12 protein-coding genes and 2 tRNA genes are annotated in these 12,207 nt (G+C 41.1%); 8 read left to right on the top strand and 6 right to left on the bottom strand.

What is annotated here, in order from left to right:
- The first annotated feature begins 198 nt into the window (after window positions 1-198).
- Window positions 199-543, top strand: coding sequence for a DUF3718 domain-containing protein (locus PNC201_RS07790; protein ID WP_102056705.1), 345 nt, complete (start codon window positions 199-201; stop codon window positions 541-543).
- A gap of 64 nt (window positions 544-607) precedes the next feature.
- Here the strand turns inward: PNC201_RS07790 and PNC201_RS07785 are convergent, their stop codons facing one another.
- A complete protein-coding gene (locus PNC201_RS07785) occupies window positions 608-1,300 on the bottom strand; it encodes a hypothetical protein (RefSeq protein WP_010604614.1) in 693 nt (230 codons plus the stop codon).
- Window positions 1,301-1,425: 125 nt separating this feature from the next.
- On the opposite strand from PNC201_RS07785, the gene PNC201_RS07780 reads away from it, so the two are divergent.
- A complete protein-coding gene (locus PNC201_RS07780) occupies window positions 1,426-2,280 on the top strand; it encodes a fructosamine kinase family protein (protein WP_102056704.1) in 855 nt (284 codons plus the stop codon).
- A 70-nt stretch (window positions 2,281-2,350) separates the two neighbouring features.
- Complete coding sequence (locus tag PNC201_RS07775) at window positions 2,351-2,554, top strand: CPXCG motif-containing cysteine-rich protein (RefSeq protein WP_102056703.1); 204 nt, start codon at window positions 2,351-2,353, stop codon at window positions 2,552-2,554.
- A 123-nt stretch (window positions 2,555-2,677) separates the two neighbouring features.
- On the opposite strand, the gene PNC201_RS07770 is transcribed toward PNC201_RS07775, so the two are convergent.
- Complete coding sequence (locus PNC201_RS07770) at window positions 2,678-3,319, bottom strand: riboflavin synthase (protein ID WP_010604611.1); 642 nt, start codon at window positions 3,317-3,319, stop codon at window positions 2,678-2,680.
- 175 nt (window positions 3,320-3,494) lie between these two features.
- On the opposite strand from PNC201_RS07770, the gene PNC201_RS07765 reads away from it, so the two are divergent.
- The 4 genes from PNC201_RS07765 to PNC201_RS07750 all read left to right on the top strand — a co-directional run bounded on the left by PNC201_RS07765 (window position 3,495) and on the right by PNC201_RS07750 (window position 6,112).
- Entirely contained in the window at window positions 3,495-4,853 is a 1,359-nt protein-coding gene (locus PNC201_RS07765) for an MATE family efflux transporter (protein WP_102056702.1), read from the top strand.
- Complete coding sequence (locus PNC201_RS07760; protein WP_102056701.1) at window positions 4,828-5,823, top strand: DUF3080 family protein; 996 nt, start codon at window positions 4,828-4,830, stop codon at window positions 5,821-5,823. The genes PNC201_RS07765 and PNC201_RS07760 overlap by 26 nt, the downstream gene beginning before the upstream one ends.
- A gap of 124 nt (window positions 5,824-5,947) precedes the next feature.
- Window positions 5,948-6,024 (top strand) — tRNA-Val (locus PNC201_RS07755).
- A gap of 11 nt (window positions 6,025-6,035) precedes the next feature.
- Window positions 6,036-6,112 (top strand) — tRNA-Val (locus tag PNC201_RS07750).
- Window positions 6,113-6,590: 478 nt separating this feature from the next.
- Here PNC201_RS07750 and PNC201_RS07745 read toward each other — a convergent pair.
- The 3 genes from PNC201_RS07745 to PNC201_RS07735 are packed head-to-tail and all read right to left on the bottom strand — an operon-like array spanning window position 6,591 to window position 8,440.
- Complete coding sequence (locus PNC201_RS07745) at window positions 6,591-7,019, bottom strand: GNAT family N-acetyltransferase (RefSeq protein ID WP_102056700.1); 429 nt, start codon at window positions 7,017-7,019, stop codon at window positions 6,591-6,593.
- Window positions 7,020-7,076: 57 nt separating this feature from the next.
- A complete protein-coding gene (locus tag PNC201_RS07740) occupies window positions 7,077-8,069 on the bottom strand; it encodes an NAD(P)H-quinone oxidoreductase (RefSeq protein WP_102056699.1) in 993 nt (330 codons plus the stop codon).
- Window positions 8,051-8,440, bottom strand: coding sequence for a hypothetical protein (locus PNC201_RS07735; protein ID WP_102056698.1), 390 nt, complete (start codon window positions 8,438-8,440; stop codon window positions 8,051-8,053). Before PNC201_RS07735 ends, PNC201_RS07740 begins: the two co-directional genes overlap by 19 nt.
- A gap of 134 nt (window positions 8,441-8,574) precedes the next feature.
- On the opposite strand from PNC201_RS07735, the gene PNC201_RS07730 reads away from it, so the two are divergent.
- Window positions 8,575-9,411, top strand: a complete 837-nt coding sequence (locus tag PNC201_RS07730; RefSeq protein WP_102056697.1) for a M61 family metallopeptidase — start codon at window positions 8,575-8,577, stop codon at window positions 9,409-9,411.
- A gap of 65 nt (window positions 9,412-9,476) precedes the next feature.
- Here the strand turns inward: PNC201_RS07730 and PNC201_RS07725 are convergent, their stop codons facing one another.
- Window positions 9,477-12,158 carry an ATP-binding protein gene (locus PNC201_RS07725; protein WP_102056696.1) on the bottom strand — a complete coding sequence of 894 codons (2,682 nt, stop codon included), beginning with the start codon at window positions 12,156-12,158 and terminating at the stop codon, window positions 9,477-9,479.
- Window positions 12,159-12,207 lie beyond the last annotated feature (49 nt).

The raw sequence follows: 12,207 nt of genomic DNA, 5'->3' as shown, positions 1-12,207 counted from the left end.
ATAATAGTATTTTATAGCAAAAAAAGTTTCAACTATCTGTATCTTCAGAAATAAAATAATCCAATATTTTACATGCAGTTAGAATTCTTGTACACATTTGACATACTCTATTACATTCAGAATTACTTGGTTTACAGCATTACATGAAAACTTTCGCAATACTAATAACGTGTCCTAGAGATAGCCAAGGAGCTAATCATGAAACTGTTAAATTTAGTATGTGCAACCTCGCTTTTAGTAGTAGGAACAACTTCTGCAGCAGATTTTGTTGCTGCGGATGATAGCAGAGCCACCAAAGTTTGTATGTCGGTTGTCAAAGACAATAGAATCCACCTGTTCCACACCATTAAAGATAACCACCTCAAAAAACGAGTTGTCGAGGAAAAACTACACTGTAATGATATGCCAATAGGTAAATTTGCAGCCACCTATGGATTCAACAAAGCCGCTGATTTCCTCGGTGTAGACAGCAGTACACGGACCAGCATCAAAGACATCGCTCAAATAGACCAAAAGACTATTTTTGTCTCAGGTTCAAAGTAGGCATGTCGACATGTTTGTAAACAAAAAAGCAAGGCGTAGCAATCCCTGACTACGCCTTTTTCTACTATACGATTGCAGCCAACAACCCAAATAGACCACCGAAAACCCCACCCCACACAACTAACCAACCTAAGTGAGTCTTAATCATGGTTTGTACAATTTCCTTTACCATTTGCGGCGTTAGCTCATTAAGTCGCTCATCTACCGCTTTTTCAATGGTTTGATGTAAATCATCGCCAAGTAGGCCATTACTGAGTGACTCACCAATTGCAGCATCAAACTCTGGCTGTTCACCAAGCTCAACTATTGCTAATCGCATTTTCTCTATAAATGGTTCTCGCAACGGTTGTACAGCTTCAGTCCCACCAAACATCTGTAACATCGCGCCAAATTGAGACGCCTCAATCACACTTAACAAACGGTCGAACGCAGGATTTAAATCGACTTTATTAGCGATAGGTGCCAAGTCAAACTTTGGGTGCTCCTTGCCGAGAAACTTTTCTAGTTTTTCTTTACTAAAGAACTCGCTCAAGATGAGCTCTCGAATCGACGTTTTAAACGACTCGAATTTAAGCGTGATAACCCCTGAACCGTAGAGGAAAGGCACTTTCTCAAATAACATATGTACCGCTAACCAATTCGTCATTGCACCAGATAGTGCAAACAATCCAACCGAAAACAACACATCGTTTTCCAGTGCGAAGCCAGTACCGGTTAGCAGTATCGCCAGTAGATTGGTGATGATATTTTTATTCAATGTACTTCCCTTGGATAAAATGACAGACATGATATTTTATTTTTTTTAGAAAAAGGCCTCAAGTATTTGTGATCTTGAGAATTTCAACCATATTTTAGAGTAAGTGAATATGTTGGATCTAACTTATGTGGAACAAAGTCAACCAACAAATCTCTGAATCTCTCCATGACGCATTTGAGTTTTCTTCGAAGCAAACCTTAAAAAGTTATGGGTCTAAAAAACTTTATAAGATTGCAGACGATACCCATCAATTTTTGGTCAAAGTAGCTCCTATTCAAGCTTTAGAGCGATTTGAGTGTGAAGCATCTAATCGTGAAAAGCTTATTCGCGACTCTGATTTCCTCGTGGCCGATACAATAACACTGGGTACGAGTGTTGAATTTTGTTTTATTGTACTGGAATGGTTAGAACTAGATCATCGCAATGAAAACTGGCTTGAGTGCGGTCAAAGCCTTGCTAAAATGCACCAACGTCATGAACAGGAAATGTACGGCCTAGAAGAAGACAATTACATTCATGAGCTGCCGCAACCAAATCAATGGCACAAAAAATGGGAAGTTTTTTTTGCTGAGGAAAGAATTGGTTGGCAACTACAACTGCTCGCTGAAAAAGGGATTATCCTCACTGATATCGACACATTTGTGGAGCAGCTTAAGCCACTTCTTCCACACCAAGTTCAACCGTCTCTAGTTCACGGTAATTTTTGGCATGGTAACATTGGCTTTAGCCATCAAAAACCCGTGCTATTTTCCCCTGCTTGCTATTATGGTGATAGAGAAGTTGATATTGCGATGGCTTCGTTATTCGCTCCACTACCAGATGACTTCTATCGTGGTTACGAGTCTATCTATCCACTCGCAGAAAATTCACCTGAACGTTTAGACATTTATCGCTTATATCCTCTTCTGGTGCAAGCAAACTTGTTTGCTGGCAAGTACATACGGGATGCGGCAGAACAAGTGCAAGCCCTGCTCAAATAACTGCCATATTTTCGTCACAATGCGCTATAGTTAAAAGGTATTTAGTTTGGCCAATTCAGGTGGAGGGCCAATGAAAAACCTATATCAACAACGTATTGAATGTCCGCATTGTGGACATCATATTTTTGTCAATCTTGATACAAGTGAAGGCGATCAGGACTACTTCGAAGACTGTGCTGCTTGTTGCAATCCAATACACCTAAATATGCACTTAGACCAACTGCACAATAAGCTTGAACTTAGGGTTGATAGCGACGACGAACAAGTGTTTTAATCAAAGTAGAAGTATATAGATTACGGGCAGCTCATTTGCGAGCTGCTTATCAAGTTGACACAACCTTAGCTAATGCTTTTGGTACCTGCAAATAGAGGTAAAGGGCGTTACTCGGGCAAGGTACTAGTTGTGCTTCAATAGAGTTTGCTTCTTCATGTAGTTTTCAACGGTATTAATAATCGTATAGGTTTGTTGGTCAACCTCTATATTCACAGTATCTCCCACACGCATCGTACCCAAATTGGTAAGCGCCAGCGTTTCAGGTATTAGGTGTAACCAAAAGCCGGTGTGATCAAGCTCCCCCACAGTCAAACTCGCACCATTTACCGCAATAAAGCCTTTGTACATAACATACTTATGCCACGTTTCTGACAATGCTACATGCATCCTACAGTTGCCTTCGTTGCGATGTATTTCACTGATATTCGCGCTTGTTTGAATGTGCCCTGAAATTATATGACCGCCGAGTTCTGTACCAAATGTCATCGAGCGCTCAAAGTTTACCTGTGACCCTCTTTGTACTTCACCTAGATTAGTGAGTCTCAATGTTTCATCAATCACATCAAAGCAAACTTGCCCTACCACGTCATTTTCTGGCTGTTCGAAGTGCACCACTGTTAGGCAGCATCCGTTAATTGCTATGCTCGCACCCAAGGTCAGCTTATCGAGGTATTCAGCACCAACAGAAATAACTAATTTTAAAATATTATCGACCTGCTTCGCCGACACCACCGTCGCTTTTGTTTGAACAATTCCTGTAAACATATCTACCCTCTTAATTTATCCTTGAGATTGTAGCGAAATCGCACTAAGAGATGTACTTAATTTGTATTGAATATCCGACTAGATAAAAATAGTTGCGACTGCTAGCCGCAAAATTTTGCTAAAAACAAAGCACTAAAATAAACTAACGTTTTTACGCCTTAAGTAGTATCTCACCATGAATTTTTCAACTTGGGAAGCCAGGCGCTTGCTTCAACTTGCGATCCCCGTTTTTCTCGCTCAAGTTACTTTAGTCTTAATGACCGTCGTTGATACGATGATGGCAGGTCAAGTCAGTGCTGAAGACTTAGCTGCTCTTTCTATTGCTACGGGTGTTTGGAACCCTTTGATTTTTAGTTTACAAGGGATCTTACTTGCACTTACGAGTATTGTTGCGCATTGCCATGGTGCTAATGACCCCGCAGGGATCAAACGATTTTTCCAGCAAAGCTTGTATCTCGCTTTAGCGCTTTTTACCGTCGGTTTGGTTTTAGCGAACTTTACTTCTATTGTTTTTTCAAATATTGGGGCAAGTGAGAATGTTCAGGCCCTCGCTCAAGGCTATATTGATTTTGTGAAATGGGGTCTCTTGGGCTTTTTGATCTTTACGGTATACCGCAATGTCACCGAAGGGGTTGGCCAAACAAAGCCTGCTTTTTACATCAGTATTGTTGGTCTTTGTATCAATGTCGTTGCTAACTATATTTTCATCTATGGTAAATTTGGCGCGCCAGCGCTTGGTAGTGCGGGCTGTGGCCTCGCTACATCCATCGTGCTTTGGTCAATGGCAATTGCACAGTGGGTGTATAGCTTGAACAGTAAACACATAGATGGAAAGGCCCTCATTAGCGGTTTTACCAAACCGAGTTTAACTATGATGAAATATGTTGCAGCACTTGGTTTCCCAATTGCACTGGCTACCTTCTTTGAGGTCACGCTATTTGCGTGCATTCCATTATTTATTGCAGATCTAGGTCCTATTTCCGTATCCGGTCACCAAATTGCAGCCAGCGTCACTACAATGCTGTTTATGATGCCATTAAGTTTGTCGATGGCTATTGCCATCCGGATCGGTAACCTAACTGGACAAGGAGCCTTAGACCAACTTAAGCTTTCGGTGAATACCGCGTTTCTTTTGGCCACCTTAATTGCTCTATTTGTCGCACTCATTACGTATATAGGAAGAGATCAGATTGTTTGGCTCTATACCAACAATACTGAAGTAGCCGCTCTTGCAACCAGCATTATGGTGCTGGCTTGTTTGTATCAGTTGCCCGATGCATTACAAGTCTCGGCAAATGGTGTGTTAAGGGGGCTAAAATATACTAAGCCAATATCTTGGGTTACCTTTGTATCATATTGGCTAATTGGCTTTTCATTAGGCTATGTATTAGCAAAGACCGATTTAATAACGCCTGCAATGGGTCCTCAAGGCTTCTGGATTGGTATTATTATTGGCTTGAGTACGGCGGCAGTATTATTGGTGACATGCGTAAACAAACGGGTGAAATTTGAGATTAGTCAAGCGAATAGCTAGTACGCTATTACTTTTTACTTTGGCCGGTTGCAGCAAGCAGCCGACCGATATTGCCGTTGAATATCAACAACGTTTGGCGAGCGCAACTGACATAGAGGTGGTACTCCCAGCGCCACTTTACAATCCGGAGGTCGAAAAAGTGCCATTGCCGACAAGTGAGCTAACTATCTCTATGTTAGACATCGCGACCGCTGGACACTGCAAAGTCACAAATCTCATCGCTGCGCACAATAATCAATTAGGGAAAGTAAGTTACCCAAGTGAACGCTTGAAATACACCATCTTATTTATTCAGCAAGCTCCTCACTGCATTCAGCATCCAAACACGAGCGACGAGCTGAAACAAACATTAACTCAAGCAGTACAGGATAAGAAACAACAGCTTCCACGCCACTTTCTTCATATGATGACATTTGAAAGAGAGTTGGCAAGTTTGAGTTTGTTAATCGCTGAAGAAGTACCACTAGAGTTGCCAGCAGCCCACAGCAACATGCTAGAGGCCGTTAACGAGCTCGCAGAGCTGGTAATAAACATGGATACGCCAGAAAATCTCAGCCCAGACACGCTCACACCCGCTTTAAAAGTGCTTTCTCAGCGATTTGTCTCATCTTTGGTTACAAGCGTCCGTAAACAGACTCAGCTGAATAATGCGACTACACGCCAATTACAACAACTTAGGCTAAAAGATGGCATTTGCAAAAGCGGCGGAAATAAAAACCAGGCACAGATCATAAACAATATCTTTAACAAGTATTATTTATCCATTCTTCAGCCGTATCAGGCAATGCTATCTCTTTCTACGGAAGAGTTGATCGCTGCCTGGCAGCCTATTCACCTATTGTATCAAAATAATAACCTTGCCGATCCGCTCACGCTTCAACAACACTTGGATAACCTTAAAGATTCTGCGAAAGCACATGTAAAATGGTGGAAAAAATTTTACGAGCTGTGTGAAATCCCTCCAGTATGAACAAAAAAAAGGCAAACAATCAAAAAATTACTGAAAGCCGCTTGATCCGTTAGCTGAGTCACTATATATTACAACGCGTTGACAGGCACAGACCTGAAAACAATTAATAAACGAATGTTATTGTACGACCGTAGCTCAGTTGGTTAGAGCACTACCTTGACATGGTAGGGGTCGGTGGTTCGAATCCACTCGGTCGTACCAAATCTTATAATACAACCGTAGCTCAGTTGGTTAGAGCACTACCTTGACATGGTAGGGGTCGGTGGTTCGAATCCACTCGGTTGTACCACTCCTAAATATTCAGTCTTATCTAATAAGAATCCATTCGATTGTACCAGTCTTAGATCTAATTCAAATAAAGAAAAGCACTACCTACTCTCTATAACCCGTGCCAAGGGTCGATAATTCGGATCCACTCAGTTGTACCACTCCTAAATATTCAGTCTTATCTAATAAGAATCCATTCGATTGTACCAACCTTAGATCTAATTCAAATAAAGAAAAAGTACTACCTACTCTCTATAACCCGTGCCAAAGCTCGGTAGTTCGGATCCACTCAGTTGTACCACTCCTAAATATTCAGTCTTATCTAATAAGAATCCATTCGATTGTACCAACCTTAGATCTAATTCAAATAAAGAAAAGCACTACCTACTCTCTATAACCCACCCCAAGGGTCGATAATTCGGATCCACTCAGTTGCAACCCTTCAAAAGTTATCTATATCTATCGCTATTTCTTAATCTACCAAGAAAAAAGTTGAGAATTCAAACTTTAGAGCTTTTAATGGAGCCTACTGTGAACTTCTTTGTCATTCCTTGACTCGCTGGAGCTACTAAGCGATAACCCAGTTTCTCGTAAAAGGCTGGCTCGTCTGCAATCATTGAAACATATGAGCCCGGCAAAACATTTGATGCTAAGTAACCATCAATATATTCCATTACTGTACGCCCTAATCCCTGCCCTTGATAAAGCGGATTGACGGCAACATCGACAATTTCAAAATTGCAACCTCCGTCTCCAACCACCCGGCCCATTGCCACAAGTTGTTCGTTATGTCGAATTGCAACCCCATATAATGAGTTAGGTAGTCCCCTTGTGGCTGCTTCTAGAGATTTTGCAGATAATCCAGCGGCTATTCGCAAATCACAATATTCCTCTGGGCAAGGTACTTTCTCTTCAATTTTGAACGTCAAAATAATCACTCCTCTAATCACTAAGAGTGATAGCATAACAACTGTATAAATAAACAGTCAACTAACTCTAACTATCACCTTCCCGAGGTTCTGGTTGTGTTCGAGAATATCGTGGGCTTGCTCAATTTCATCCCAATATAACTCCTTATATATTGGTATCTTCATTGTCTGATCCGGCAGGTCCGAGCCAAACTCATTCAGAAAATCTTTCACTAATTCCGTTTTATAGTCCAATGAGCGGTTTCTCAACGTACTTCCGTGCAAGTTAAACCTTTTCGCGAGTAACTTGGCAAAGTCTAGTTCTGTATATCTTCCGCCTAGCATAGCGAGCATCACACAGTGACAATCCATTGCTGCAACTCTTAGGTTCGCTCTGAGGTATTCACCACCGACTGGATCAAGAATGACATTTGCTTTCAAACCAAGCTTTTTCATTTCTTCAGCAAAATCACAGTCTAAATAATTAATAGCGTAATCCGCCCCCAGAGCCTTTGCGTACTTGGCCTTTTCCTTGCTACTTTGGGTCGTAATGACCGTTGCACCCAGCCTTTTTGCAATCCGTATGGCAGCACTGCCAACACCCGAAGCCCCGCCATGGCACAGTAAAATCCCATTAGAATTTAGCTGCCCAGTTCGCACAATCGCATCATAGGCCGTAAGATATACTTCAGCTAAGCCTGCCGCATAGCTCAATGACAAGCCTTTGGTTAACGGCATGAGTAATTCACTTTGTGCAACCACGTACTCAGCATAGCCGCCTCCAGAGGTTAAACAGAACACTTGATCACCAAGTAAATATTCAAACTCAGGAGACGCCACTTGAACTATCGTTCCAGACACTTCCAGACCCAATATCTCACTATCGCCTTCAGGCGCAGGGTATTTCCCTTGCTTTTGCAAAATGTCTGCTCTATTAACCCCAAACGCATGCACTTTGATTAGCACTTGCTTTGCACTCAATGTTGGTGTTTCAGTGTACTGGATTTGAAGTTGAGAAGATGCGTGACTGATATAACGCATCTTCTTTGGGATCACTGAATTTTTTTCCATACTTCCTTCTCGACGAACTTACCATCTTCATACAGTTCATGATGCCATAAATTACCATCAATCTTGTAGCTGAATGACATCGTTCGACCAAGTAAGGAAGTAACATTTCCATATTCATAGGTTTCGATAAATCTATCTCCCTCTATTTTGTAACTCCCTCCACCAGCGTATTTAAACTTTCCTTCACTTTGCGTAATGTAGCTGTGGTGAGCCTCAGTAATTAACTTTATCGACGTCAAGCTAGGCGCTTGCGCTGATACAATGCCATCTGTGGTGGCATATTTTCCCTCAACAAATTCCCAAGTACCTAAAAGTGGGTTTGCCAAAGCAATTGGACTCAATAACAATAAACTAAGTGCGGTGACTTTCATCTTATTTCCCTTTAACGTTGTTTTATTCAGTTTTACACAATCACCCAACCAGGTCAGTTGAGATAATCTCAACATCAAGAATGAAATAATGCGTTCTCAGGTCTATTTACAAAGTAACCATTGTAGAGAAAATAATGAAATTATTAATGTTTATACTGTTGTTTGGCTTAATTGCATCCACTCAGGCAACCGAAATTGAAATCGAATATAAGAGCTGGATCAGTGGCAGTGATAGACAACATGTGGAAACTTGGCTAAAACACGGTGTTAAAGCAACAGAGCGTTCCTTGGGAATATTACAACAATATACACTTCCATTTATCATTGAACCGAGCTTATTCGCATCTGAGCCTGTGCCATGGGCCACGGTTCAACGTGGCAAACCCGACGCTGTTCTACTCCAAATCAAACGATTTACCTCAAGCCGAGTGTTGATTAAAGATTGGACCTTGTACCATGAAATTGCTCACCTTTATCACCCGTTGCTTGACCACTCAGATTTCTGGCTTGCAGAGGGGCTTGCTACCTATTTACAAAATGTCATTATGCTAGAGAACGATATTTTTAATGTTGCAGAGTTTCGTACAAGATTAATCTCAGGGCTCAGCCGAGGCGCAAAAAATACGCGAATGAATAAAGGAGCACTTAAAACAGTGAGCGAACAAATGTGGTCATTAAACGCACAACAAAGAGTCTATTGGAGTGGGGTTGCATTCTTTATAGAAGCAGAAATTGCACTGCTGGATACGGGCAATAAGAACACAATCAGAGCGCTTATCTCCTCATTTCAGCAGTGTTGTAAAGGCAGTGTAATATCGGGAGACCGTAACAGTGGACGTTTATTTATTGCGAGTCTAGATAAACTATCCAAAACCACCATATTTTCCAATCTATATGCCAACTATAAACAGCGGAAGGACTTCCCTGACCTAAGTAAGGCTCAAATCTACAGTCTGCAGCCATTAAGATAAGGTGTTGTATAAAATCCTTTCATTATCATGCCTATCCGCTATAAATATTAACAAGGCGTAGAATCCTAAGCTTGTTTGGTTTGCTGCTTTTCTGACTCAATAGCGGTTGTCATCGCACCAAGTAACTCAGTTAGCTGCACTTCAACACACTCTAGTTGTTTATTCTTCAGCTTAACATCCAACTCGTTTGCAATTTTATGAATATCAATACAATCAAACATCGCAGCAGTACCTTTAATCGCATGAACTGTTCTTGCTAACGCATCGTAGTCCTGATACTTAGCTTGATTCTTTATCTGAATGATTTGCTCATGCAGCCCAGAAATATACTGTTGTTTTAACTGATAAAATTCGGCTTCAGGAAGATCAACTTCCTCGTCGACTTGGATATCCAAATAATAGGCTACCTTTTGACTGAACACGACTCTATCAATAGGTTTTGCAAGATGATCACTAAATCCAAGTTTTAAGTAACGCTCAATTTCATGCTGCATGGTGTTGGCAGTTAATGCAATCACAGGCGTGCTACACCCTGTTGCCTGAATAAAGCTAAACGCCTGCTCACCATCCATTACAGGCATTTGGATATCCATTAATATCAAATCGAAATCACCATCTAGTACCGCCTGTACCGCTAGCTGACCATTTTCAACCGCCGTCACAGATAAACCCATACGCTCTAAAATACGCTTAATAAGCTTACTATTGTCTGTGTTATCTTCAGCTAATAACACCTCACCTTTAAGCTCTTGATTTATTTCATCAGGTATTGTGCCTTGTTCACGAACATCACCAATTTGAGCGAGACTTTGCACCCACTTTGTTTTCTCGGTGGTATATAGGCCAACAGTAAGAGTAAAGGCAGTACCTGAGCCTACCTCACTTTCTACCGAAATATCACCATCTAACTTTCTCGCTAAGCTTTTGGAGATATTTAGTCCAAGCCCTGTCCCACCATATTTCCTTGATGTGGAAGAGTCAGCTTGATAAAACGCGCTAAATAATTCTTTTTGCTCGTCCGCTGTCATTCCTATCCCGGTATCTCGCACTGTAATCATGAGACGCTCGTTTTGACACGCCACATCAATCGAGATTTTACCAACCGTCGTGAACTTCATTGCGTTAGATGTGAGATTTAGTAATATCTGTCGCAAACGAGTGGGATCAATAACCACAAAATCAGGCAGCGGAAAATGATAATTCAGCGCAAACTCCAGTCCTTTATCTCTAATTTGCTTACCCAATAATGAATCGACATGCGCAATCGCTTGAAAAAGGTTTGACTCCACCAACTCAACTTCTAGTTTATTGGCCTCAATTTTAGACATATCCAGAATATCATTAATTAGCCCAAGTACATGACGCGAGTTTTGCAAAATAACGGAGATAGCGTGATTACGCTCATGTGGCTTAATATCTCCGAGCATAATGCCATCGGCATAGCCAATAATTGACGTCATTGGTGTTCTTATTTCATGACTCATGTTTGCCAAAAATCGACTTTTTGCCTCACTAGCATCTCTAAGTTCTGAGGCCACCTGCTCTAACTCATAGGTCCGCTTTAACACCTTTGCTTCAAGGTTTTTATTGAGTTCTATATTTTCTTCACTGGTAATTCTAAACTTGTCCGCAACTGCGAAGGCCAGCAGTAATGCATCAAGCGCAGTACCTATTAGACCGTAAAGATATAAGTTACTCGACGATTCAGGCAGCAAACTTAAGTTCGTTAAATTACCCACCATATTGGGGATCGCCATTGCAATATATGCCATTACAAAATAGCGAGCGGGCTTAAATCCTTCAGTCCAACGCGTAATACCTACAAATAGTCCGAAGCAAAGCGCTAACCCCGTTACTAAAGTCGCCCAAATAAAACCAAAGCCAGGGAAAAGAATACAAAACGGTAGTCCAAGCGCAGCTATCACACCAAGCCAAATAGAAATCGACACATAGTTTGGATGAACGTCCTTGAGTTTTAGAAGATGGATATAAAATAACGCGTTAGTTAATGGCGCAAGCGCAAAACCTAACCAATGTAAGTTTGCAGAGTAAAACCCAAATAACTCGTCGGGAATATGAAAAAAATGGCTCCACGCAAATACCCACACACAAGTGAATAATGCGTAATAAAAATGAGTGATATCTTTAGAGCCGATGTAGATTAATAAGTTATACAGCCCCAAAACAATGCCGACACCAAAACAAAGCGTCATAATAAGATTTTCATAGACCACTTCCTGCTGAAAGTCTCTGAGAGGCTCAATGGTCAACTTTACCGGGGTGTAAAAGAAATCACTCTCGAAGAGAGTAACGATATAATAATCTTGACTAGGCTCTAACGTGACTTGATTGCCATAATGAAATGCAAATTCATTTTCGACCTTACCCCCAGAGAAAACTCGCAAGACTGTTTCCGGTGTATATATCCTCGACTCAACTTTGCTTAATACCGTATTGTATGGATAAAGCACAAATTCATTCAAGGGTGTTTCATTTCTGACTTTAGTAACCAAGAAATAACGACCAGAAAACAGCGCTCTGTTTTTTAGTGGTTCATGAATAGATTCCCACGCACTCAATTCAGCCCAGTTTTGAGGAAATCTTGTACTAGAATTTGCCTCATAAGCCTTTCCAACATGGTGTAAATTTTGATATTGCCAAGGCTGCGTCAATTTCAACACAGCCTGATCTGCATAGGCAAAACTAGAAACCAGAATTATGCTGAAAATGATCAGGAGTAAACGCATTCTAGCCTGTTACCTCAGTAAAGTTACCTGTGATTCGGTATTGTATCTG

The organism is Pseudoalteromonas sp. NC201, assembly GCF_002850255.1.
In the GTDB taxonomy this organism is placed as follows: domain Bacteria; phylum Pseudomonadota; class Gammaproteobacteria; order Enterobacterales; family Alteromonadaceae; genus Pseudoalteromonas.
Note: the sequence above shows the minus strand (reverse complement) of the source record. Positions and strands in the feature narration are given on the sequence as shown.

Excerpts from the sequence above, each read along its gene's own strand:
- PNC201_RS07790 (WP_102056705.1), top strand. The coding sequence starts at position 199 with ATGAAACTGTTAAATTTAGTATGTGCAACCTCGCTTTTAGTAGTAGGA.
- PNC201_RS07780 (WP_102056704.1), top strand. The coding sequence starts at position 1,426 with ATGTGGAACAAAGTCAACCAACAAATCTCTGAATCTCTCCATGACGCA.
- PNC201_RS07775 (WP_102056703.1), top strand. The coding sequence starts at position 2,351 with ATGAAAAACCTATATCAACAACGTATTGAATGTCCGCATTGTGGACAT.
- PNC201_RS07770 (WP_010604611.1), bottom strand. The coding sequence starts at position 3,319 with ATGTTTACAGGAATTGTTCAAACAAAAGCGACGGTGGTGTCGGCGAAG.
- PNC201_RS07765 (WP_102056702.1), top strand. The coding sequence starts at position 3,495 with ATGAATTTTTCAACTTGGGAAGCCAGGCGCTTGCTTCAACTTGCGATC.
- PNC201_RS07740 (WP_102056699.1), bottom strand. The coding sequence starts at position 8,069 with ATGGAAAAAAATTCAGTGATCCCAAAGAAGATGCGTTATATCAGTCAC.
- PNC201_RS07735 (WP_102056698.1), bottom strand. The coding sequence starts at position 8,440 with ATGAAAGTCACCGCACTTAGTTTATTGTTATTGAGTCCAATTGCTTTG.
- PNC201_RS07730 (WP_102056697.1), top strand. The coding sequence starts at position 8,575 with ATGAAATTATTAATGTTTATACTGTTGTTTGGCTTAATTGCATCCACT.
- PNC201_RS07725 (WP_102056696.1), bottom strand. The coding sequence starts at position 12,158 with ATGCGTTTACTCCTGATCATTTTCAGCATAATTCTGGTTTCTAGTTTT.